The organism is Polycladomyces zharkentensis (genome assembly GCF_016938855.1).
GTDB lineage: Bacteria > Bacillota > Bacilli > Thermoactinomycetales > JIR-001 > Polycladomyces > Polycladomyces zharkentensis.
The window spans coordinates 234186-258432 of the sequence record NZ_JAFHAP010000008.1; the positions used below are offsets into that span (position 1 = coordinate 234186).

General features: G+C 46.3%; 18 protein-coding genes. 17 read left to right on the forward strand and 1 reads right to left on the reverse strand.

Translation table 11 applies throughout. From position 1 onward, the window contains the following. Positions 1–270: 270 nt before the first annotated feature. The 15 genes from JQC72_RS08340 to JQC72_RS08410 all read left to right on the forward strand — a co-directional run bounded on the left by JQC72_RS08340 (position 271) and on the right by JQC72_RS08410 (position 21402). A complete protein-coding gene (locus JQC72_RS08340; protein ID WP_205494704.1) occupies positions 271–2664 on the forward strand; it encodes a DrmE family protein in 2394 nt (797 codons plus the stop codon). Then, positions 2652–4373, forward strand: a complete 1722-nt coding sequence (locus JQC72_RS08345; RefSeq protein WP_205494706.1) for a nuclease-related domain-containing DEAD/DEAH box helicase — start codon at positions 2652–2654, stop codon at positions 4371–4373. Before JQC72_RS08340 ends, JQC72_RS08345 begins: the two co-directional genes overlap by 13 nt. Beyond that, positions 4370–7750 (forward strand): helicase-related protein, encoded by a 3381-nt coding sequence (locus JQC72_RS08350; RefSeq protein WP_205494708.1) that lies wholly within the window; start codon positions 4370–4372, stop codon positions 7748–7750. The genes JQC72_RS08345 and JQC72_RS08350 overlap by 4 nt, the downstream gene beginning before the upstream one ends. After that, positions 7743–9599 carry an MrfA Zn-binding domain-containing protein gene (drmB, locus tag JQC72_RS08355; protein ID WP_205494710.1) on the forward strand — a complete coding sequence of 619 codons (1857 nt, stop codon included), beginning with the start codon at positions 7743–7745 and terminating at the stop codon, positions 9597–9599. The genes JQC72_RS08350 and drmB overlap by 8 nt, the downstream gene beginning before the upstream one ends. 133 nt (positions 9600–9732) lie before the next feature. Then, positions 9733–11058 (forward strand): DNA cytosine methyltransferase, encoded by a 1326-nt coding sequence (locus JQC72_RS08360; protein ID WP_205494711.1) that lies wholly within the window; start codon positions 9733–9735, stop codon positions 11056–11058. A gap of 51 nt (positions 11059–11109) precedes the next feature. After that, positions 11110–11526: a very short patch repair endonuclease gene (locus tag JQC72_RS08365; protein ID WP_205494713.1), complete on the forward strand. Its 417-nt coding sequence runs from the start codon at positions 11110–11112 to the stop codon at positions 11524–11526. Between the two features lie 489 nt (positions 11527–12015). Then, positions 12016–12822 carry a DeoR/GlpR family DNA-binding transcription regulator gene (locus JQC72_RS08370; protein ID WP_205494715.1) on the forward strand — a complete coding sequence of 269 codons (807 nt, stop codon included), beginning with the start codon at positions 12016–12018 and terminating at the stop codon, positions 12820–12822. Beyond that, positions 12794–14017: a four-carbon acid sugar kinase family protein gene (locus tag JQC72_RS08375; RefSeq protein WP_205494716.1), complete on the forward strand. Its 1224-nt coding sequence runs from the start codon at positions 12794–12796 to the stop codon at positions 14015–14017. The genes JQC72_RS08370 and JQC72_RS08375 overlap by 29 nt, the downstream gene beginning before the upstream one ends. A 17-nt stretch (positions 14018–14034) precedes the next feature. After that, positions 14035–15045 carry a 4-hydroxythreonine-4-phosphate dehydrogenase PdxA gene (pdxA, locus tag JQC72_RS08380; protein WP_205494717.1) on the forward strand — a complete coding sequence of 337 codons (1011 nt, stop codon included), beginning with the start codon at positions 14035–14037 and terminating at the stop codon, positions 15043–15045. A 69-nt stretch (positions 15046–15114) separates the two neighbouring features. Next, positions 15115–16371 carry an MFS transporter gene (locus JQC72_RS08385; RefSeq protein ID WP_205494718.1) on the forward strand — a complete coding sequence of 419 codons (1257 nt, stop codon included), beginning with the start codon at positions 15115–15117 and terminating at the stop codon, positions 16369–16371. A gap of 106 nt (positions 16372–16477) precedes the next feature. Beyond that, positions 16478–17677, forward strand: coding sequence for an MFS transporter (locus tag JQC72_RS08390; RefSeq protein ID WP_205494719.1), 1200 nt, complete (start codon positions 16478–16480; stop codon positions 17675–17677). Between the two features lie 79 nt (positions 17678–17756). Further along, positions 17757–18176: a BlaI/MecI/CopY family transcriptional regulator gene (locus tag JQC72_RS08395; protein WP_335342416.1), complete on the forward strand. Its 420-nt coding sequence runs from the start codon at positions 17757–17759 to the stop codon at positions 18174–18176. Then, a complete protein-coding gene (locus tag JQC72_RS08400; protein WP_205494720.1) occupies positions 18173–19060 on the forward strand; it encodes a M56 family metallopeptidase in 888 nt (295 codons plus the stop codon). Before JQC72_RS08395 ends, JQC72_RS08400 begins: the two co-directional genes overlap by 4 nt. 62 nt (positions 19061–19122) lie before the next feature. After that, positions 19123–19956: a DUF8832 domain-containing protein gene (locus JQC72_RS08405; RefSeq protein WP_205494721.1), complete on the forward strand. Its 834-nt coding sequence runs from the start codon at positions 19123–19125 to the stop codon at positions 19954–19956. A gap of 690 nt (positions 19957–20646) precedes the next feature. Beyond that, entirely contained in the window at positions 20647–21402 is a 756-nt protein-coding gene (locus JQC72_RS08410) for an FkbM family methyltransferase (RefSeq protein ID WP_205494722.1), read from the forward strand. A gap of 505 nt (positions 21403–21907) precedes the next feature. Here JQC72_RS08410 and JQC72_RS08415 read toward each other — a convergent pair. Continuing rightward, positions 21908–22060, reverse strand: a complete 153-nt coding sequence (locus JQC72_RS08415) for a hypothetical protein (protein ID WP_205494723.1) — start codon at positions 22058–22060, stop codon at positions 21908–21910. A 284-nt stretch (positions 22061–22344) separates the two neighbouring features. Here JQC72_RS08415 and rfbF point away from each other — a divergent pair, with 284 nt between their 5' ends. Both rfbF and rfbG read left to right on the forward strand, forming a co-directional pair. Then, positions 22345–23133, forward strand: a complete 789-nt coding sequence (gene rfbF, locus JQC72_RS08420; RefSeq protein WP_302104612.1) for a glucose-1-phosphate cytidylyltransferase — start codon at positions 22345–22347, stop codon at positions 23131–23133. Further along, a complete protein-coding gene (gene rfbG, locus JQC72_RS08425; RefSeq protein ID WP_205494730.1) occupies positions 23121–24218 on the forward strand; it encodes a CDP-glucose 4,6-dehydratase in 1098 nt (365 codons plus the stop codon). The genes rfbF and rfbG overlap by 13 nt, the downstream gene beginning before the upstream one ends. Positions 24219–24247: the final 29 nt, after the last annotated feature.

Here is a 24247-nt window from a genome sequence, read left to right on the forward strand (position 1 = left end):
TTGTTATTATGATTTCTATTTATTAAAATGAAATTAGACTGAGTCGATCATTTTTCTATTTGTTTGCTGTAAGTATCTTTTTGATCGGCTGCTTTCTAACGGTCTGTATTATAGATTGGGCAATATTATAATGCTACAGGAGGATCGATTGATTGTCTTGATTGTTGTTGGCGTGTTTATCGGAGACATATCTTTGAATTGCTCATTTATAATGAGAGAAAATATTTGAATACCGTTTATACAAACAAGAAAATTTAAAGAAGTGGTGGGATGATGGATTTAAGTAAATTGGTTAAAGGTGACACACACTTGGTTCATCCTCTGTTTGAGGTTTTGTTAAAATATAAAGCAACTCCCAAATCCCCCAAAACGGTCATTTTAGTTCCAAGAAGATTTGATATTGCGGTTTGGTTGGGCATTTGGGATGCAGCGTGGGAACGATATAAACATGGCAAAGGTCTGGATATCGACGGCTTGTCATTCAAAAGAGGACAGAAGTTGTTAGTAAACAATGTTGTATGCGAGTTTGTATCAATTAACCATACAGCCGGTGAGATTACACTTTCTGTAAGAAATCCAAAAAAGAGAAGGGGGATTCATACAATCCCCTTGAAAAAAATTTTCAGATTGTATCCTGTGAAGGATGAAGCGGCTTTGACCGTCGCAACAACGTTGATCAATGATCCCGTATCTAATGAAAAACTGATTTTGGACGAAAATATTCCAATTCATACAGCGATTATCACAAGTGTAAAATCATTTAAAGAAGCATGGAGCAAATTGAAACATTTTGACATTGCATCTTGTGCAATACTTGATAAGGAGGGAAATATTGTAGATATCGATATTCATTCAAAGCAAATGTTGAACGATCTCATTGTTTCCAGTGATGTTCATCGATTTTACAGCTATTTAGATTCAGATAATCCGTTGCCCAATCACCTGATTATTGATGGATCCAAACATGTGTTGGACGATCGGTCTCAGTTTGAAGATATGGTATTGGAAAAAGGTATCCCTGTGACAGTATTGGTTGAACATGGCGAGCGAAAACATGTTCGTTTTTTTCGCGATTTGGGATTTGAGGTTGTCATGGACAACAAATGGTTAAATGAATTAAAATTACCCAGATCAGACAAATTTGAATACATCAACCGAACGTTCAAAATCTCCCGTAAGATTCGGATTGAACCCATTGTTTTAGAGAACGAAAATCTTTCAAAGTCATTTGAAACCCTTCGTCGTGATGTAAGACATCTGGGCGGGAAAGTCAATGATCTGCGTTCTGAGGCAGCTATGTATCTTTACTTCATGGCGTTATCCATTACCCCGACGGATTATTTCAGTGAGCGTTTGTCCGAAATCAGAAGAATACTTGGTTCGGACAAGTCACTGAATGAATTGACTTCTGCTATGGAGTTATTGGAAAACGAGGAATACAGGCTGAGTCAAGAAAATGAAAAGATCAAATATTTAAAGGCTTTACTTTTGACATATCCGACCGATAAAATTGGTGTTGTAGTAAAAAATAAACAGGAATTTTTGAAATGTAAAGAGTATTGGGAAGGGTTTTTTCAAAAAAAGGGATTGAAAAAAGTAGAGATCGTCACTCCCAATTTATTGACGTCAGGATACCGGTACTATGACAAATTGTTTGTGGCAGGATATTTGGGATATAAAGAAATGTACCGATTGATCACTTCTTATTCCTGCAACGATCTGACGATCCTTTTATGGGACCATGAGATGAAAACTTATTTTCGGACATTTTATCACAGGATCGCCAAAGTTTTTTCTAAGCGTATTGTCTGGAAAAAACAAGAGGAACTAACAGAGAAAATTCCAACCGCAGAAGAATTAAAAGAAACCTTGCAACTCGAGCCGGACAAAATTGAGTCCAGATGCTTCCAGGGCAAGTACTTTAAAAAATACTTGACGAGTGACAGAAATCTTGCAGAAAAGGCATTTCTTGTCGAGTTTGAAGACGGATATCGAGCTTTTTTCACTCAAACTTATCCATTATACAAGGTGATTGACGAGGGTGATGATCTTGAGGATCATTCCTTCAAAGAGATTGAGGCGTCTGAACTGAAACAAGGGGACAAGGTCATCTTTGTCAAGTCCTGCCCTGACAAAATCAAAGATATTGTTGACAATTATCTTGAAAGAAACAACAATCTTGATCTCAGAATAACGGCAAAGCTCTGGCAAAACGCTCTGCAAGTAAAATTTGAAGAAAAGAACAGAAATCTTGACGAACTGTTCAAGCTTTTGAAGCAACACGGTTTGAAACGAACCAAAGTTACCGTAAGTAACTGGCTGAGAAAGCAAATGATCGGACCGGCCCAACTGGACGATATAGATATCATTGCCAAGGCAACTGAGTATATGCCTCTCGTATCCAAGATCAGAGAAGTGAAGGAAGCGATTGTCAAACTGAAATCTGCTCACATCCAAGCTTCATACATATTGGCAAAACAAGTGCTGACTGAAATCAAGAAACATTACGGTGAGTCTGCCGTTACGCTGGAATCGGGTTCGAGAACGGGAATGCATCAATATCTCATCGTAAAGCGGGTTGTCAAATTATTAGCGAATGTAAGAAGATCTTATGTCAACAAAATTTTAGAAATCAAAAATGGGGTGGAAATATGGCACGGATGATCCCTGATATTTATGACAAAAATTTGCGAAGCCAAGGGGAAAAAGAGGTATTTGAACTTTTTAAAAATGCTCCGGAAACAGATGACTGGGTTGTTTTGCACTCTTTGGGGATTTCGCGTCATGTTAAGAGATTATACGGAGAAATTGACTTTGTGGTCTTGGCACCGAATTTGGGGATATTTTGTTTGGAAGTGAAGTCCGGAGGCGTTAAAAGAGAGAACGGGTTGTGGATTTTCACAAATCGACAGAGAAAATCATTCAAAAAAACGGTGGGACCTTTTGAACAGGCGAGGGACGGCATGTTCAGTCTGATGAAAGCAGTGGAAAGCCGTTTCGGTAAGTATGATCGTCTGGGAAACTTGCTTTTTGGCTTCGGCGTGATGTTCACGGATATAGAATTTCGGGAAAGCGGCCCGGACATGGAGCAGTGGCAAGTTTATGATTTGCGCAGCAAAAACAAACCGGTCACCGAATATATCAAACGTTTGCATGAGAATACAAAAAAGCTGTTGGAGCAGAAAGGCATATCGCGATTATTGCCAAACAAAAAGGATATCGACAAGTTAGTATCCTTTTTGAGAAAGGATTTTGACATCATTATTCCAATGTGGCACAGAGAAAAAACGGCTGAAAACGAAATCATTCGCCTTACTGAAGAACAGTATGCTTGTTTGGACGGAATACAATTCAACAAGCGGGTGTTGTTCGAAGGCGGAGCAGGAACCGGGAAAACCATGTTGGCTGTTGAATCTGCGAGAAGAAGTGCATTAGATGATCAAAGAGTTTTGTTCTTGTGTTACAATAACTTGCTTGCGGATGAGCTCAGAAAAAGCTTTTCGGATCAGCACATGGTAACGGTATCCACTTTTCACGGGTATCTGAGAACGATATGCAAACGGGATCATTTGAATGAAAGACATCCTGACTTTTTTACGCGAATTTTGCCGGAGAAAGCATTTGAAAATATTGTTGAATTCGGTTTGGAACCGTACGACAAGTTAATTTTGGATGAAGGACAAGACCTGATCCGTGAAAATTACCTCGATGTTTTGGATTTGTTGATCAAAGGAGGATTGAAAGAGGGAGAGTGGCAGATATTCTGTGATTTGAAATATCAGTCCATCTACAGTGATCAGAGTCGAGAAGTAATGTTGAATCTTCTTGCGAACAGAGCTCAATTTGCCTCTTTCAGATTAACGAAAAATTGCAGAAATACGAGATATATTGCAGAGCATGCCCTGATTTTGTCACGTGCTGACAAGGATGCCTACAGAGTAAGTGAAGTTGATGGTCTTCCGGTGGATTATTACTTCTTCGATGATGAAAATGATATGTGCCACAAGGTCATGAGTGTATGGAAAAAATTAAGAGGTGAAGGGGTAATCACGGATTCTTTGACTATTCTGTCTCCCAGAAGATGGGTGAATTCCGCTTTGACCAAGGTTTCCGGGCATGGTTTGAAAATACACGATTTGACGACCCGACTTCCCAAGTCTGACGGCAGTGTCGGATTCAGCACCATTCATGCATTCAAAGGACTGGAAAACAAGTATATCTTTATCGTTGATCTCGATGATCTTGATTCGGACAGGATCAGAGAACTGTTGTATGTAGGGATGACCAGGGCTAAACTCGGTTTGTTTTTGTTCATCAAATCAGACTTGAAGGAGACTTGGAGTGAGATTTTTCTGAGGAGGGTTCTGCAATGAGACATAAGATTATTGATTTTCTCAAAAGGGAATTGATTGGCCCCGATCCGATCTCCCCTTTTGTACAGAGTAATGGAGAGGAGGTTTTGTTTGAGCCTCCCAGGCAAAGATATGGGGCCGCAATCCTCTTCCCGCAGGGCTCTGTCATGGATGATTCCGAAAGGTTGTCTGAAAAAGAATTGACTTCGCTGAACGAGAAAGATGAAGAGGAATATACAGAAGAGGCCGTTGACAGGACAAACATCAGGTTCGGAAACGATTATGAAGGCGAAGAAGAGGCTTATGATGACGTTGTCAATCTCTCCAATGCTTATTTCCCGTCCGCAATCGGTTTGAGCTGTTTCATGGAACTCCCTGCGGATGGTGTGGTTGTACATGTTCACGCAGGAAGATATAAAACCGGGAGTTTCCCATGGAGGGATCAAAACGGCAATGAAAAAGTGAGAAAGAATGCTTATTTACGAGAAAGTATTGACTCATCCATCCCAATCAATGTTAAACAGCTGCCCCTTCGAGAAAGAGAAAGCAGAAAATTTCCGGTTGTTTACGAAGGGAAAGAGATCGGTTTGACTGTTTATGTGACCAACCGTTCTGTCATCAAGGGCTGCCATTTGCTCACTTTTTCCTTGGTCAATGAAATTAAAGGAAAAGCGTCTATTTGGGACAGTGAAAAGTGTTTTTTCCAAGTAAACATGAATATAGAATCCATAAACGGAGAAGCATGTTTTCTGCCTTATCCCGAAAACCGGTACATTGCACATGAAGATGATGAAGTAAACAAACTGTTGTACAGAAACCATAAGAGTTATGCCATCGGACACGGATGTGCCGCACATTGGGATTTGGAAGAAGGTAAAAAAGGGAGAGTTAAAAGAGTTGAAACAAGCATTCTGCCTTTCTATGAAATGAAACCCATTCTTCCCGTCCGATTGGAAGATGTTGAATTAAGCATGCTGGATCTGTCCGACTTGAGTAACAACTATGAGAAGGGTGTTAGCAATTTGGAACAGTTGTGTTCCAAATATGAAAAATGGATCAAGAAGCAGGAAAAGCAAATCCCACTTCTTATAACGGACTTGCAGGATATAGCAAAAAAGCAAGTTAATAACTGTTACCGCTGTTTAAACAGGATGAGGGAAGGGATTCAGCTAGTCAAATCCGATGAAAAGGTAATGCAAGCTTTTCAACTTATGAACAAGGCAATGCTTATCCAACAGCTCCGGTATTCTCTTCCTACCAGAAATTGGAATGAAAATGAGATAATACAGTTCAAAGATATTGATGTGTTAAACAGAAAAACTTGGCCAAAGCAACATCTTGGAAACTGGCGGCCTTTTCAGATTGCGTTTATCCTGATGAACTTGAAGTCGATAACGGATCCGAACTGCAGCGACAGAAACATGGTCGATATCATCTGGTTCCCGACAGGTGGGGGGAAAACAGAGGCATACTTGGGGCTCACTGCTTTTTCCATCTTTATGAGACGACTGAAAAACCCTGAGGATTCGGGAACTTCCGTGTTGATGAGATATACTTTGAGACTGCTGACTGCCCAGCAATTCCAGAGAGCCGCTGCCTTGATCACGGCTTGTGAACGTATCAGGGAAGAAAAGCCAGATTTATTGGGCAATGATCGAATAACCATCGGACTTTGGGTCGGAGGAGGTCTTTCTCCCAATACCCGGCAGGAAGCAAAATCCGCGTATTCAGCTTTGGAGAGGAACGGAACACAGGAGAATCCGTTTGTACTCCTCAAATGTCCGTGGTGCGGAGCACAAATGGGTCCGGTGTCAAGGAAAGGGAAATCAAAAAAATCGGAAATCAAGATTGTTGGGTATAAAAAAACAAGAGAAACTGTTGTTTTTCAGTGCGGTGACAAAAAATGTCATTTCTCCGGAAAGGCATTGCCCGTTCTGATAGTTGACGAAGATATGTACATGGAGCCTCCGTCCTTGGTCATCGCAACGGTGGACAAATTTGCTATGCTGCCTTGGAAACCGGAAGCAAGAGCATTTTTCGGATTCAGAGATAACGGGAAAAATGTTTCACCTCCGGACTTGATTATTCAAGATGAGCTGCATCTCATTTCCGGGCCGTTGGGTTCGATGGCGGGACATTACGAAACTTTGGTGGCGGCTCTATGCAAAAACTCTGAAACAGGAAGAGGCCCGAAAATCATCGCATCCACTGCCACCATCAGCAGGGCCAAAGAGCAGGTTCATGCGTTGTACAACTGCGGTCAGGATAATGTCTTTCTGTTCCCTCCACAGTGTCTGGAAGCGGGAGAATCGTTTTTCGCTTATGTGGAACACGATACTGCCAAAGTTCCCGGACGGATCTACGTGGGGGTACATGCTTCCGGATTGCCGTCGCATGCGACAGCCCAAGTACGAGTGATTTCTGCTCTGAGTCAAGCCGTGAAGATGCTCGAAGCAGATGATAAAGAAAAAGATCCATATTGGACTATAGTAAACTACTTTAACAGTCTGAGAGAACTCGGACACGCTGCAACGCTTGTTTCCGCAGACATCAATGAATATATCCGTTCCATGTGGATCCGAAAAAATGTTTTGGGCGACAGTAACAAGAAGAGGATTATTCTCAAAACCATTGAACTGACTTCAAGGGTAAAATCGAGTGAGATCCCGCAATATTTGCAGGAACTTGAATACAGTTATCCGGGATATGAAGAGCACAAACCCGTCGATATTTGCTTGGCAACCAACATGATTTCGGTCGGAATGGATATTCCTCGGCTGGGTTTGATGACAGTAATTGGACAACCAAAGACGACTTCGGAATATATTCAGGCCACAAGCCGGGTGGGAAGGAGCCAAGACGCTCCCGGACTGGTGGTTGTGATCTACAATACCCAAAAACCCCGGGACCGTTCACAGTATGAGCAATTTTATTCTTACCACGACAAGATTTACTCCCATGTTGAACCGACCAGCGTCACACCGTTTGCCGCCCCGGTCAGAGAACGTGCACTCCATGCGGTGATTACCGGAATTGTTCGTTTTTTGGGATCGGAAAATTACTTAAAGGGACCCTATCCTCCCCCTGATGAGAAAACAAAACAGTTTGTTTTAAAAACAATTCAGGAAAGAGTGGAACAAATTGATCTTAGTGAGTTAGAAGATACAATAAAAATGTTGGAAAAGAGATTTTCCGAGTGGGAAAGGTATCAACCGTTGGAGTATGGTAATCCAATGGGTTCCACTCTGAATCAGCCTCTCATGTATCCGTTCGGGATGAAACCTGATATGAAATTAAGAAGAGCGTGGCCCACTCCCACATCCATGAGAAATGTGGATGTTGAATGCAAGGTTGAAGTGATTTCCAATTACCCGGAAGGAGACGAACAAATTGAATAAAATCAGACAGAGTCAATTGATCTCTCCATGGGGAATCGGTCAAATCGTCAACTTCCCCAATGATGTATCCCTGATGGTGTGTGGTTTGGATGCTTGGGAAAAAACTTATCAATATGCCGAAGACCCGGAAGAATTCAAAATCAGGGAGGAAAGATTGGAAAAACAATTGGGAGTCAGCCATTTTCGGCTGCCTCCCGATTATCGGGAACGGAAAAAAGATGTTCGAAATTCAAATCTCTCCATTCCTTTCGTCAACTTTCCCCTTTGGCAATATTGTCCCAGATGCGGCTGGATGACGAAGCGTTCTCCGTTTGGATATGAGAAGAGTTTCTGCATCGGGAATAAGTACAGTGAAGGACTTTCATGTGATCAGTTGAAAAGACGACCGCGTCTGATACCGGTACGTTTCATTACGGTATGCAGGAAGGGGCATATTGAAGACTTCCCATTTGAAGAATGGGTTCACAGGGGAGAAAAGTGTAAAAAGGGACGAAGTCAATTGCGGTTGATCGCCGGCAAAAGCAGTACTCTTTCAGGGATTGAGATTTCATGCATTTGTGGAGCCAAAAGAAGTATGGCCGGATCCTTTTCGGAAGGGGCGCTTGACAATCTCAAAAAGTGCAGTGGAAACAGGCCATGGTTGGGAGAAGTGGATGGCAAGGGAAAAGGATGCGGAGAAAGTTTGACGGTTGTTCAACGCGGGGCCTCCAATGTTTATTTTCCGATTGTGAAGAGCGCAATTTTTCTTCCGGGTTACGGAGAATTTGACACAAAAACGGTAGAAGCGTTTGAACAGATTTGGACAAATTTCAGACCTTCAATTGAAGGATCATCCAAAGAGGCATTGAGGACTTTGGTACAGGGGTTTTCCAAACAGTACAATGTCAACGAAGATACACTGTTGAATTTGATTTTCAAGAGATTGGATGAGGTAAAGGGCAGAAAATCGGTTGAAGAGAAAGAGTCAAGCAGAAACTTGGATGTTGAGATTCGGTTACCGGAATATCAGGCGATATTGATTGGAACAGGAGCAGATGATCAAGATTTGTATGTGAAAAAAAGAGATGCAAAAGAGTACGAGTCTGATGTCTCTCAATATTTCAAGCAAGTGTCACTGGTTCATAAACTCAAGGAAACAAGAGTATTTATTGGTTTTACGAGATTGGAACCTCCTGACAACAACGATGTAATCAGCCGAAAGTTTGAGCTAGCAAAGAAACCCCTGGATTGGTTGCCTGCCGTTCAAGTGAGAGGAGAAGGAATTTTCATTGACTTTGACAAGGAGAAATTGGAAGAATGGGCCTCAAGAGATCGTGTCAAAAAAAGGATAGAAAAACTGGAGTCAAATCTCAAAAAGAAAAAACGTTACCATGGGGATAATTATATATTAAATCCCAAGTTTGTTTTGTTGCATACCTTTGCTCACCTCCTGATCAATCAGCTCAGTTATGAATGCGGCTACGGCAGTTCCTCACTCAGGGAGAGGATTTATTGCAGCCAAGACGGTTCGGATGAAACCATGAGCGGTATCCTGATCTATACGGCATCAAACGATTCGGAAGGATCCATGGGTGGTTTGGTCAGGCAAGGTCTTCCGCAACGTTTGGAGAACATTGTTTATTCCGCCATCCACAATGCCAAATGGTGCTCTGCTGACCCCATCTGTATACAAAGTAATGGTCAGGGTCCTGACTCCTGCAATCTGGCTGCGTGCCACAATTGTACCTTGTTACCTGAAACATCGTGTGAGTTCGGAAACCGAATTCTTGATCGGGCATTGATTGTGGGAACGGATGACGATGAAAGTGTTGGTTTCTTTTCATCTATGGAGCTTGTGAAACAATGGTAGACTCTTCATAGATATAAAGCAGTCGGGAAAGCTTTGTCCCGACTGTCTTATTCTTGGGGAACTTGCGTTCTCATCATGAAACTTATAATTTATAATTAACGTAGAAACCGCAGGAGAAAAGAAGGGATCCGAATTGGTTGTCATTGATTTATTTTCCGGAGCCGGTGGCTTGAGCGAAGGATTTCACCGGTTGGGTTTCAGGTTTGCCGCAAAGGTCGAAAAAGACAAGTGGGCATGTGAGACACTGAAAACGAGGATCATGTATCACTTTTTGGTGAAACAAAAAGATTTGGATACATATTTTACTTATCTTCTTTCATCCGATGATCACAAAAACATTGATATTCACAGAGAGGTCGTTTTTAAGAAACATCCGGATTTGAGAGATTTATTGGAACTGGTTGTTTTGAACAGAAAATTTGGGAATCCCAATAATGATAAGGAGGCCACTTCAACGACCCAAATTATTCGTGAAATTGACCAGTCTCTTAAACAACAGGATATGACAAGCGTGGATTTAATCATCGGTGGCCCTCCTTGTCAAGCATACTCACTGGTCGGAAGAGGGAGGATGAAGGAGCTGGCTGAAAAAGATCCTCGCAATTATTTGTTCTATTATTATTTAAATATGGTTAAGTATTATAAACCACGAGTGTTTATCTTCGAAAACGTCCCCGGGATCCTTAGTGCAAAAAAAGGAAAGGTATTTGAAACGATCAAAGAAGAGTTTGAACGGATCGGTTACAAACTGTTGTCGGGGCCGAACAAGGATGAATTGAAGAATGTGTTGGATTTCAATGATTACGGGATTCCACAAACCAGAAAGAGAGTGCTTCTGTTCGGATTTCAAAGTCGGTTTGACTACACATACCCGAAATTTGAAAGCCATAAAATTGTCTGGGAAGATCCCCTTACGACGAAAAATGTATTGTATGATTTGCCTCCGTTGAATCCTGGAGAGGGAAGTGATCATTTTTTCGGCCAATATACGGAAATGTCCGGTCATATTTCCGATTTTCAAAGAAAAATGAGAGAGAACAGTATCGGTGTACTGAATCACAAAGCTCGTCCGCTAAGAGAACTCGACAGGGAGATTTACCTCATTGCCCTTGAAAAAGCATCCCGGGGTCAACAGCTTCATTATGATGAATTGCCGGAGAGATTGAAAACTCACAAAAATCGTGACTCGTTCACTGACAGATTCAGAGTTCACCGTGAGGACGGGTTGCCTCATACCGTGGTTGCCCATATAGCCAAAGACGGACATTACAATATTCACCCCGATTTCAAACAGTGTCGAAGCCTGACGGTCAGAGAAGCAGCCAGAATACAGACATTTCCGGATAACTACAAATTTGAGGGACCTCGAACTGCCCAATTTGTTCAAGTTGGGAATGCAGTACCACCGTTGATGTCTGAAATTATCGCTCATTCGATCAAAGAAATGTTGGAAAAGTAAAATGCAGGTTTGACTCTACTGAATCATATCGATTTCGGAGGAAAGACGGGTATGGATAAACCGGACCCGATTCGTTCCAAAAATATGAGAGCCATTCGCGGAATGAAAACAAAGTTGGAAGAAGAGGTTGCTAAAGCTTTGTGGCAACGCGGTGTTCGATTTCGGAGGAATGTGGCGGATTTATATGGCAAGCCCGATATTGCAATCAAGAAATATAAAATAGTGATTTTTATTGATTCATGCTTTTGGCATTATTGTCCCGATCACACAACCATCCCGAAAAGAAACAGGGATTTTTGGATCAACAAATTATCAAGAAACAAAGAAAGAGACGAAGAGGTGACTGAATACTACCGGGAACTTGGATGGAATGTGATTCGTATCTGGGAACACAGATTAAAAGAAGATTTTGATGGGGTTATTGATGAAATTGTCGAGTGTGTTCGAAATGCAAAAACCAAAGGTTAAAAACTATGAATTGACAGCCCACATCGAAATCCCTTCGGTTTCGTTTCGAGTTGTACAGACAAGAATGACCGTCATGCATAGTTAGGTCCTAATAATTTATAATTACTCTAAAAAATAAGTGAGCCATGGTGAAAATCCTCGGTTAGTCCCAAATAAGGAGGATTTCACATGGCTCAGTATTATATTGCCGTTATTATTAAAAATAATTGTGCGTCATTCTTGTTTATGAAGGGGACGGCTGCACGAAAAGAATCATCGATATAGAGAAACAAACGGGGGAAATCATGAAGAAGGGAACGGATACAGCGGGGTGCCACAGTGAATGAAACGTTTCGGGGAGTCGTCATTCCAGCTCCAAAACAAAAAATGATTGACAAATACAAATCATCGGTTTATATTGTGAATTAACATATGACAACATAAATAAACAATATCGAACATAATCGATGTTACTTTTTCACAACCATTTTGATCAGGAGGACTTGACTCATGTTGTCCGCCGAACGCAGGCAGAAGATCCTGCAGAAAATCGAGCAGGAAGGCGTGGTGGAAATCAACCGTCTGGCCGAGGAATTCGGCGTTTCGACGATGACGATCCGCCGCGATCTCGATTGTCTGGAAGCAGAACAAAAGATTATCCGCACCCACGGCGGCGCCATGTTGCGTCAGGACAACTTGCGTGAACATCCTTTCGGTTGGAAGGATGAACGAAACGTGGCAGAGAAGGAGGCGATTGCCCGACTGGCGGTCACCCTGATCGGGGAAGGACAGAGCATCATTCTGGATGCCGGATCGACGACGTTGCGCCTGGCTCGGGAGTTGAAGCGGTTTCAAGATTTGTTGCTGGTGACCAACGATATCAAAATCGCTTCCGAAGTGGTGGATGTACCGGGAATCCGGGTGTTGTTGACAGGAGGGGAATTGAAGCCGCAAATCTACAGTTTGGAAGGCCACTTCAGTTTGGAGATGCTGTCTCAGTTGCAGGTGGATACGGCGTTTATCGGTTGTGATGCGTTCGATGCGGAAAAAGGGGCGATGAGCAACAGTTTGTCCAAGGTGGCGATCAAACGGGCGATGCTCCACTGCGCTCGTCGACGCATCCTGCTGGCGGATGCGAGCAAGTGCGGTCAACGGGCTCTGGCCACTTTTGCTGTTTGGGATCAATTCCACGCGATCGTCACTGATAATCATCTTCCTGTGGAGTTTCAGGAAAAGTGCCAACAGCAGGGAATCGAGGTGCTCGTCGCGGGAAACGGAGGGGAAGTTCATGCGGAAACTCGTGGTGATCGCCGATGACATCACCGGCGGCAATGCAACCGGTGTGCTGTTGACCAAACAAGGATGGAAGGTATTAACCGTTCCGGATCACCGCGTTTCCATCACGGGTCCGCTGGAGAGGCATGACGCCGTCGTTTGGAACGCGGCTACCCGATTGCTTCCGGCGGAAGAGGCCGGATTGCGTGTCCGCCGCATGGCAGAACAGGTGATCCCTCACGACGATCGCCCGCTCTTGGCCAAGCGGATCGACAGCACCTTGCGCGGTTCGGTCGGCATGGAGACGGAAGCCGTATTGCAAGTGATGCCGCCGGAGACGATCGCCGCTGTGGTCCCCGCATTCCCTCAATCCGGTCGGCTCACCAGAGAGGGCGAATTGTTGGTACACGGTGTGCCGGTCCACCAAACTGAGGCCGGACGCGACCCGTTTACACCGGTAAAGACTTCCCGAGTGGTGGACTGGATCCAATCGCAGACATCTCTTCCGGTGGGATTGCTGGAGACGGGGAAATACACGCTGGCAAAAGATATGCGAGTGGCACTCGAGCGTTTGATTGCGCTTGGTTACAAACTGATCGTCTGTGATGCCGAGTCGGATGAGGATATCGAGAAACTGGCCGAAGCATGGGCGGGATTGAATCTTCCGGTTCTGCCGGTGGACCCTGGTCCGTTCACGGCAGCCTATGCGGCGGCCAAAAACGCGGAAGGAAAGCGGATACTGCTCGTCTCCGGAAGTCTGGCGGAAACCGCCCGAAAACAATTGGACTATCTGGAGCAATCCTTGCCGGTCGGGATGTTGACGGTGAACGTCAACCGATTGACGGACAATGCCCATGACTATACAGCCGAAGTGGCTCACCGTTTGAAAGAGCTGACGGAACGGTTCCAAGTCGTCGGGTTGCGAACGGATGGGGTGCCGGCAAACCGGTGCGACGGACACACCGTATCCGAATCGGTTGCCCGATTGGTGGTGAATCTGATTCACCGTTATCCGTTTGACGGGCTGTATCTGTCCGGAGGAGAAGTGGCGTTTACAACACTTCGGGCCATGGAGGTGAGAGGTTTGCAGTTGATGGGAGAGGTTCTTCCACTTTGTGTGATGGCCAAACTGGTCGGAGGTCCCTTTCAGGGCATGCACATCATCACCAAGGGAGGGTCCGTCGGGGATGATGCGGCGATTTTGACCAGTGTGAAAGCGCTTTTACGACAGTGTTAAAAGGGAGGAGAATCAAAATGGAGAAAAAACGACCCGTTTTGGGTATCACCATCGGAGATCCGGCGGGCATCGGGCCGGAAATCACACTCAAAGCGTTGCAGGAGAAAGAATTTTATGAGGCGGCCAAACCTCTCGTCATCGGTTCCATCCCCGTGTTGGAAACGATGCGGGAACGTATCGGAAGCCCGCTGCGCTTTCAACGGGTTCACCATCCCAACGAAGGGGTTTACACATACGGCACCGTGGATGTCTTGGATCTGGACAACATACGGATTGACGAGTTGCGGATGGGGGAAGTGCAAGCGGATTGCGGGCAGGCGGCGTATGAGTACATCCGCAAAGCAACCGAGTTGGCCCTGAGCGGAGAAATCGATGCGGTGGTGACGGCGCCGATCAACAAAGAAGCGCTAAAAGCGGCAGGGGTGCCATACATCGGCCACACGGAAATGTTGGCTGATTTGACAAATGCGGAAGAAGAGATGACGATGTTTGCGGTCGAGAACGTCAAAATATTCTTTCTCACCCGTCATTTGTCATTGGCGGAAGCTTGCCGGAAGATCGGAGATGCGGATTTTGTCCTGCGCGGCATCCGCCGGTCTTATGCATCCTTGTCCCGTCTCACAGGCGGAACCCCCAAACTGGCGGTCGCGGGACTCAATCCCCATGCAGGTGAAGGGGGGTTGCTGGGCAGGGAGGAGATTGACGCCATCCAACCAGCGGTGAAACGGGCACAAGCGGAAGGAATGGATGTCGTCGGGCCGATTCCTGCCGACTCTGTGTTCCATTTTGCGCGAAAAGGGGCGTATCACGCGGTGTTGTCCTTGTACCACGATCAAGGGCATATTGCGGCCAAAATGATCGACTTTGAAAAAACGGTCTCCATTACGCTGGGGTTGCCCATTCTGCGAACCAGTGTCGACCACGGCACCGCATTTGACATTGCCGGCCGCAATCTCGCCTCGCCAGTCTCGATGATGGAAGCAATTCGAGCCGCGATCGTTTACGCTGCTCGATATCAAACCGTGTGAAGAAGGGGGAGATCCCCCTTTCGCTGCCTCTTTTGAAAACGTTATCAATCCTGTTCGGGAGGGATCATGATGCGCGTGTCAAAGTGGATACGGATCATTCCCGTTGCATTTGTCATGTACATGCTGGCGTACATGGACCGGATCAATGTCGGCGTCTTGCTGCCGGCAATGCAGAAAGACTTGCACTTGTCCGCTTCGGCGGCGGGGGACATCGCCGGTATTTTTTTCTGGGGCTACATGATCCTGCAGATACCGGGCGGTATCTTGGCTACTCGTTGGTCGGCGAGAAAACTGATTTTCATTTTGATGTTGCTGTGGGGATGCGCGGCGACGGCTTCCGGTCTCGTGCAAACGGAAGCGCAATTGAAATGGGTGCGCTTTTTGCTCGGCGTGGCCGAAGGCGGGGTATGGCCGGCCGTGCTGGTCTTGTTGGCTTCCTGGTTCACCAACCGGGAACGGGCGCGGGCCAATGCCGTATGGATGTCGTGTCTCCCGGTTTCAGCGATGTTGATGGCACCCTTATCCGGTATGTTGTTGGAGTACTTTGACTGGCGCACCGTCTTTGTGATCGAAGGACTGCCCCCGCTGATCTGGGCTTTCGTCTGGTTGGCGGTGATTAAAGATCGTCCGACCGAAGCGAAATGGATGAAAGAAGACGAGAGGAAACAGTTGATGGAAGCGTTGCAAAGGGAGCAAAAGCAAGTCCCAACCGGAACGGACGGCTTTGGAAGTGCCCTTCGCAATCCGTTGGTCTGGGGTTTGGTATTGATGTACTTTTTGTGGATCACCGGTTTTTACGGTTACACGATGTGGGTCCCCAGCGTGGTGGGCACGTTTGCCAAAGATCCCGCTACCATGGGGTGGTTGACGGCAATCCCGTTCGTCTGTGCATTGGTGGCCATGGTAGTGAACTCTCACTGGTCCGACCGACGGATGAATCGGATTCAGCATGTGACGATCCCCTTGCTGATTGCTTCCGCCGCCATGATTGCGGGACAATGGGTGGAATCCCCCTTATGGCAGATGGTTCTGCTGTCCATCACGGCCATGGGCGTGTATGCCCCCTATGGACCGCTGTGGGCCATTCCCACTGCAGCGTTTCCCGTTTCCGTAGCAGGGGCGGCGATGGGTCTGCAAAATGCCGTCGGCAATTTGGGCGGTTATTTCGGTCCCAAGTTCGTGGGAATGTTGAAAGACGCAACCGGGAATTATCATGCGGGCTTTTATTTCCTGGCCGTTTCTCTCTTGCTTGCTGCCTTGACCACATGGCTGATGGTGCGGGCATCCACACCCGGCGCCCGACAAACGAAAGAAACATCTATGTAGGATTTTCAGTATAATTGAACCAGCTCACTTGAAAGGATTGATTGGCCGATGTGATTCACGTGTGCCTATCCGAACAAACAAAATCAAATAAATAAGGAGGGCAAACGTGAACCGGCGATCGTTCCATTGGCTGTGGATCGGTCAATCCTCAGCCAATTTGGGGGATGCGTTTTATACGCTTGCGGTGGTTTCCCACCTGTATTCACTGACTCACTCGGCCACTTTCGCCGCGATGGTTCCACTCCTGCGGGTGGGCATGATGCTGGCGGGCGGATTGGCTGCTCCGCTCGTCATGGCCCGTTTCTCCCTCAAAGGAATATTGATTGCCTCCCAATGGGGACAGACGGGGTTGTTGCTCGCTTTGTATACCGCCATATCCGTTTCGGTTTCACACGTCACCGAGATCATGGCGATTTTCGCCGTCATTCTGATGATGGCGTTCTTGGACGGATGGACGGTACCCACCCGCAACGCTTTGGTTCCCCGCTTGATTCCCGAAGACCAATGGGTCAAGGCGAACGGTTGGTTGTTGACGAGTGACCAGATTGTGCAATTGATCGGGTGGATCGCGGGCGGGATGTTGTCGGCGAAGTGGGGAGTGCGTGAATTGATCGGCTTGACCTTCGGGATGTTCCTGTTTTCTTCGGTCTCCCTTAAGTGGGTGAAAGAAGCCGGACAGCCACGGGAAAAGGATCAAAAACACCTTCCCAATCGGGGACAATGGCAAATCGGATGGAAAACCCTCTGGTCCCGTCGTATCCTGCGTCGTCTGGTCATGACAGATATTCTGGATACGGCTGCGGGAAGCGTGTGGGTCGGGGCATTGACTCTCGTGTTTGTCCGGGAGATATTGCATCGGGGGCCGGATTGGTGGGGATGGATCAACGGCAGCTACTTTGCCGGTATGATTCTCGGGGGTGTGATCGTCGTGCATCTCTCCCGCCATCTGGAGCGCAACCTTGTCCGGGCAATGGGATGGGGGTCACTTCTCGCCGGTGCATTCGTTTTCATCTATGCGTGGAACGAACATCCCGGGGTCGCTCTGGCTCTCTGTCTGCTGATGGGTCCGCCGTATCAGTTGCGCGAAACGGCGCAACGCACCTTGTTGCAAAAAAGTGTGGATGACACGTTGTTGCCGCATGTATTGGCCGCACATGGCAGTCTCACCTACGCGACGTTCGGATTGTCCGTGTTGTCCATGAGCTTGGCGGCAGATCTATGGGGGATTCAAACACCGTATATCATCAGCGGTGTGCTGCTGCTGGGGGCGGCATTCATCGCTCTGACCGCAGCAATTTCCGACTGACGGTTTACAGCCGTTTCCTTCGCGGAAACGGCTTTTTCCTTTTCCATCTGATATACTATTTTCAAATGAAGAAGGAAGGGTGAGAGAAAGATTGTCCTCGGATGCGTTTCGATCCATCATCGAAAAAAGTTTCGGCCCCTTGGAAACGCGGGTCATGGAAGTATTGTGGAACAAACAGTCGGCCACCGTCCAAGAAATCGTAGAAGAGCTGAATGATGAGAAAAACTATGCCTACACCACCATCTTGACCATCCTCACACGCTTGACTCGCAAAGGCATGTTGGATCGCATCAAAGAGGGGAGAATGCATCGGTACCGGCCCCGGTATACGAAAGAAGAGTGGGTAAAAAAGGTGACCTCCCAAGCCGTCGAAGGATTGCTCTCCGACTTCGGGGAACTGGCGATCGCCCAGTTCGTGGATACCGTGGGCAGCACACCGGAACAGCTGGAAAAATTGAAACGCCTGATTCGCGAATTGGAGAGGAGAGAGGAGGATTGACCAAAAACGCGTTTGCTCCTCTGCTTCACATCAGTGCAGCCGTCGGTACGACACTGCTGGCGGTGTGGGTATTGTCGACCGATGCCGTCATCCGAACGGCCATCGACTGGGTTCACCGATGTTGCGGTGTCATTTTTTTGAGCGGACAGATTCCCGGGATTTATTATCTGTTCACATCGTTGTTCGTGGTATGGGTGTCTCTTTTCATCTGGCGCGTCCGAACCATGGTTCGCCAAACCCGACGCTTTTTGAACACACTCCTCCCCTTGAAAGTGAATCATCCGGTCCATCCGGTGTTGCTTCGTTTCCAACAAACGTATGGCGTTCCGGTCGACGTGTTCGACTTTGCCCGACCATTGGCGTTCTCTTACGGATGGAAGCGTTCGCGTATCGGGATCAGCACGGGGTTGATCCAATTGTTGAACCCACAAGAGCTGGAAGCCGTGTTGGAACATGAATACCATCATTGTGTGGCGCGCGATCCGATGAAAATGGTGTTTGCTGCGGGAGCGTCCACGGCCTTCTTTTTCCTGCCGGTCGTATACCGGCTCTGTCAGCGTTATTATTTGGAAAAAGAGATCCAAGCCGATCGGCGGGCAGCTGAAAAAGTGGGGGCCAAAGCGGTGGCTGCCGCTTTATACAAAATCACCGCGTATTCGAGTGGGAAGCTTTCCTTCATGCCGCGGTTTGACCAGGAAGGACAAAGCGTCCTGCGTGTGAATGCTTTGCTTTCCGGAAAACCCGATTTCCCCGGAATTCCGATCGCGCATTGGATATGGTCGGGGATCAGTTTTCTCCTGTTGGCCATTGTGATGGCCGATCTGATCAGCACCATGTCCATCGGGCATAATGTGCACATCTGTTTGTTCCCGTTGACATGGTAAAAAGATACTACTACAATCATGTAGTAGTATCTTTTCTTTTGAGACGAAAGGAGCCAACCAGGATGAAACGACAGTGGGTCACAGGATTGATCGCGATCGCTTTCGCCGTTTCAGTCACGGGGTGCACAGGCATATCGCAAGATCAACAATCACCTTCGCATCAACAGCACGGTGAACACGGACAGGAACACACGGAAAAAACAGCTGCGGTGAAAACGAACTGGTCATTTTCACCGCAACAACCGAAAGCCGGACAATCCGCTTCTCTCTCCCTCCAGGTGGTAAAACCGGACGGAAAACCGGTACGGGATTTTGCGATCAATCACGAAAAAAAGATGCATCTGATTGTGGTCAGCAAAGATCTCTCTGTCTTCGAGCATCTGCATCCGCAGTATAAAGGGAACGGATCATTTCAAGTCAATGTGCCGTTCCCGGCCGGGGGAGAATATCGGTTGTTCGCCGATTTTCAACCAAAAGGGGAAGCCCAGGTGACCCAAATGCAAACCGTCTCGGTCAATGGTCCCAAGCCATCTGCAAAGCCGATTCAGCCGGATGCCGAGCTGACCAAAGTGGTGGACGGCAAGAAGGTGACGCTGTCTTTTGATCAGCCGCTGAAGGCGAAAAAACCCGTCATGTTGACCTTCTCTTTCCGCGATGCCAAAACGAATCAACCGATCAAAGATTTGCAACCGTACTTGGGAGCGATCGGGCATGTGGTGATACTGGATCAAAACGCCAGGGAATATCTGCACGTCCATCCGATGAGCGAAAACACGACAGGCCCTGATGCGCAATTTCATGCGGAGTTTCCTCACAGCGGTGTATTCAAGGTGTGGGGAGAATTCCAACACCGCGGCAAGGTGTTTACTGTTCCGTTTGTCATTCGAGTTTCGTAGGAGCCGGTTCGGGCGGCTCCTTTTTTGTGTTCCGCAATCCCCATTTTTGATGTTTTCAGCATTTCCCCACCCCTTTCTTCGGCCGGTGAATATGCTATTCAACATGATCAACCGTTTTCGGTGAAAGGAAAGGGGGCAAATCATACGTGATGTCGGGATTGCGATGCCCGTTTACAATCAGGTTCCGTTTCCTTCCACGATGCTGATACCAATCAACCGATTAACTTATGGTGATACTGGATCAAAGCGCTAAGGAATATCTGCACGTCCATCCGGTGAGCGAAAACATGAGAGGTCCCGCTTAAATCAAGGGGGTCACAGTAAGTTACCGAATGAAAGCCTTTTGACTATCTGCATAGGAATCCTGGATTCGGAAAGTATTCCGACGGGGAAATTCGGCATACCCCGTGACAAAAGGTGTTTTTTGCTATCCTCAAGGGGGAGCCACCTTTTGGTTGGTGATGGCTTTCATCTTACTAAAAAGTTCGGGCTTATTGATATCTAAAAAATGTGTTTTTTACTAGTTTCATTATGATTCGCTTTGCATAAACTAACTAACGAAAATTAAGTGAAATGCTATATCTCAACCCATAGTGAAACAAATTTCTCATCATTAACCTCATATTTCAATAATCCTTGTCCTCCAACACATGGGATAATGAGAATCACAAAAGAAGGGAAGAAAGATCGATGAAGGAAGATTTTTTTATAACCTTAAATTCTATCACCGGGACATTTAATATGGTGTTGAAAAGACCTGGATTAGTTGAAGATACAATATCTCAGTTGGGAAGTTGGGAACCTCATCTGAGTAAAATGTTATGCAATACCATGAAAGATGGGAGTATTTTTTTAGATATTGGAGCCTATATTGGCTATCATAGTTTATATATGGCAAGTATTTCTCCGAAAATAACATGCATTAGCTTTGAACCGCATCCAATGATTTATAAACAATTCATCAAAAATGTCGAAATTAATCAAATGGATAATATTGTTGTTCATAATTTGGCCGTAGGCGATTTTGATGGAAACATCCACTTTTACGTGCAGAATGACAGCTGCTATAATCAGGCGCTGTCCAGCATCGAACCATATGAAGGTATAGACGATAATTTTGAAAAGGTAGACATTAATATGGTCACCTTAGATAAGTTTATAGACGACAAAATAAAGGAAAGAGTGAGTGCTATAAAAATCGATACACAAGGCTATGAATACCAAGTCATTCACGGGGCCCTCGATATCATACATGCAGCCCGGCCTGTTATTGCTTTTGAATACCATACGCATTCGAAAAGGAGTTTAAAGGAAATATTGAATTTAATTCCAGACTATGATGTATATAAAATTCAACCATTTACTGGCGAAATCAGGAGTTTAGCGGATGCTGATCCAATAAATTTTTTGAATGATTTCGTCTGTATCCCCAAAAATAAATCATAAACAAGCCTGTCGTCTGATAGCACTTCGGTATATTGTTACGTCGAACGGGCTAAAGTGCCCCGGATGATCGGTCTTTGTTTTTGGTCCAATCGACGTAACCATCTTGTCTTCGATGGTGGTCCCCTTTTCAATATTTCTTCTGGTCATCGTTTTCAATTCCAGACCGAATCCCTTCCCATCGATATCGATCCGGGTATCCGGGTACGTACTTTTTTTCTAACTTGGGCTTCCTGTAGGCCAACAGAATCTGTGCAATCTCCCCTTGGTTTCACCAGCCCAAGTCTTCCAGCACCTGCATGAGTGCCATCTGCTTTTTGTCTTCTGGGAGGACTTTAGCATAGTCTGAATATAATCCGTAACCTTAGAGGTTTTTTATCGACAGCGCCGTCTTCTTGGACGGCGTTTTGATGTGCGCCAATCCAAATGAGACGGAAGCCTTAGTACCTTGTTAACTCTCAGCGTTTGATCTTCCTTTGAGCGTTCGTTAGGCCACAGGGTTTCAACATTAGATGTTGTAGCTGAACACCCAGTTGAGAAACTGGATATCCGGTTCTGGAATCAGCCACTCAAAAACCCGGTTAAATACTTGTGCGACGACTCGGGAGTCACTATCTGTTTTTTCCAGGATCACCTCCACCGTATCCCCGTTGGCGCTCAATGACAATCACCATGCAAATCCCGGTATGTTGATTCAAAGCGGTGCGCGGGGCCTGTATTAGCGTTTCAAGGCCGGTTAAATAACCTTAGCCCGGCAGAACTAAGACAACGTGGTTGTGGATTGTTTTTATCTGTCTGAAGTGCGTTATTATTTGAGCTCACTGGGTTGAAAGGATCGTGAAGATATGGGTAATACTCTATTTCATTACTTGAGTCATATACCTATTACATTTTTTTTCATAATGCATAGCATGTCATAAAACCGTTATAGGGGTGGACGGCGAATTGATTACTGAAAATAAGTTAAAAGTGGTTATTCTGGCAGGGGGATATGGGACAAGGATCCGTGAAGAGACCCATTCCAAACCGAAGCCGATGGTGGAGATTGGTGGAAAGCCGATCCTATGGCATATCATGAGGATCTATTCACATTACGGTTTCAATGATTTCATTCTTTGCTTGGGGTACAAAGGCGACTATATCAAAAAGTTTTTTGCCGACTACTCTTTATCCAACTCTGATGTGACCTTTGATTTCAGGGAACATGGTCAAGCCATCATTCATCGGCATTCCACGGAACCGTGGAGGGTGACACTGGTCGATACCGGGATGGGAACGATGACAGGCGGACGGCTCAAACGGATTCAACCTTATGTTGGGGATGGGCCGTTCATGTTGACTTACGGGGATGGAGTTTCCGATCTCAATATCGTCGAATTGGTTAAATATCACCACACCCATGGAAAACTGGCAACGGTCACGGCGGTGCAGCCTCCAGGGAGGTTTGGAACCTTGCGCTTGTCGGAAAATAACGCTGTGACTCAATTCAAAGAAAAGTCAAAGGCAGATGTCGGTTGGATCAATGCCGGATTTTTCGTCATGGAGCCGGAAGTTTTTGATTATATCGAAGGAGATGATACCACCCTGGAACAAGAACCGTTGGAAAACTTGGCGGCAGACGGCCAACTGATGGCATACAAGTACCATGGCTTCTGGCATCCGATGGATACCTTGAAGGACAAAATGTATTTGGAGAAATTATGGGAATCGGGGAAAGCCCCATGGAAAAAGTAAGGCAGTTGGATCCGCATTTCTGGGAAGACAAAAAAGTATTGGTGACCGGGCATACCGGCTTTAAAGGCAGTTGGTTGTGTTTATGGTTGTCTTATTGGGGCGCCGAAGTGACCGGGTATGCATTACGTCCGCCGACCCAACCCAGCTTATTTCAATTGGCCGGGGTCGGTTCCATGATCACGTCAATCCATGGGGATATACGAGACGGAAATAAATTGAAAGATGCCCTTTTGGACACCGATCCGGATATTATCATCCATATGGCCGCACAGCCCCTTGTCCGGGAATCTTACGTGTCCCCTTTAAAAACCTATGAAACGAATGTGTTGGGCACTGTCCATCTCTTTGAGGCAGTGAGGCAAGCCGTGAAACTGGGGAAAAGAGTCAGAGCGGTGATCAATGTAACAACCGACAAGTGCTATGAAAACAAAGAATGGGCTTGGGGATATCGGGAGAATGACCGTCTGGGTGGATATGACCCCTACTCAAACAGCAAGGCTTGTTCAGAGCTGGTGACGGCTTCCTACCGAAATTCCTTTTTCAGCGCCCGAGATTATCCGTCCCATGGGATAGCGCTTGCTACCGCCAGGGCGGGAAACGTCATCGGCGGGGGAGATTGGGCGACGGACCGACTGGTGCCCGATTGTATCCGGGCTCTTCTTAAAAGCGAGAAAATAAAAGTAAGAAATCCTGGAGCGATTCGGCCCTGGCAGCACGTATTGGAACCCTTGAGTGGTTATCTTATGTTGGCGCAAAAGTTGTACGAACATGGGCCGGAATACGCGAAAGGATGGAATTTTGGCCCGGACGATAGCGATGCCAAACCTGTCGGCTGGATCGTGGAACAGATCTGCAACAAGTGGGGAAGAGGGGCATCCTTTGAACTGGACAGATCCATTCAGCCTCATGAAGCCCACTATCTGAAACTGGATTCCTCCCGGGCGAGAATGGAATTGGGCTGGCGTCCCAGGTGGACTGTGGAAGAGGCACTCGAACGAGTGATCGAGTGGGCCCGCGCCTATCAGGAAAATCGTGATTTAACCGCCGTGTGCTTGGATCAGTTGGAAGTATACCTTCGCTCATAAAACCGGTTGTAAGGGAACCAATACAAGGA

Coding starts and splice junctions, on each gene's coding strand:
- JQC72_RS08340 (WP_205494704.1), top strand. CDS start 271: ATGATGGATTTAAGTAAATTGGTTAAAGGTGACACACACTTGGTTCAT.
- JQC72_RS08345 (WP_205494706.1), top strand. CDS start 2,652: ATGGCACGGATGATCCCTGATATTTATGACAAAAATTTGCGAAGCCAA.
- JQC72_RS08350 (WP_205494708.1), top strand. CDS start 4,370: ATGAGACATAAGATTATTGATTTTCTCAAAAGGGAATTGATTGGCCCC.
- JQC72_RS08365 (WP_205494713.1), top strand. CDS start 11,110: ATGGATAAACCGGACCCGATTCGTTCCAAAAATATGAGAGCCATTCGC.
- JQC72_RS08370 (WP_205494715.1), top strand. CDS start 12,016: ATGTTGTCCGCCGAACGCAGGCAGAAGATCCTGCAGAAAATCGAGCAG.
- JQC72_RS08375 (WP_205494716.1), top strand. CDS start 12,794: ATGCGGAAACTCGTGGTGATCGCCGATGACATCACCGGCGGCAATGCA.
- pdxA (WP_205494717.1), top strand. CDS start 14,035: ATGGAGAAAAAACGACCCGTTTTGGGTATCACCATCGGAGATCCGGCG.
- JQC72_RS08385 (WP_205494718.1), top strand. CDS start 15,115: ATGCGCGTGTCAAAGTGGATACGGATCATTCCCGTTGCATTTGTCATG.
- JQC72_RS08405 (WP_205494721.1), top strand. CDS start 19,123: ATGAAACGACAGTGGGTCACAGGATTGATCGCGATCGCTTTCGCCGTT.
- JQC72_RS08410 (WP_205494722.1), top strand. CDS start 20,647: ATGAAGGAAGATTTTTTTATAACCTTAAATTCTATCACCGGGACATTT.
- rfbG (WP_205494730.1), top strand. CDS start 23,121: ATGGAAAAAGTAAGGCAGTTGGATCCGCATTTCTGGGAAGACAAAAAA.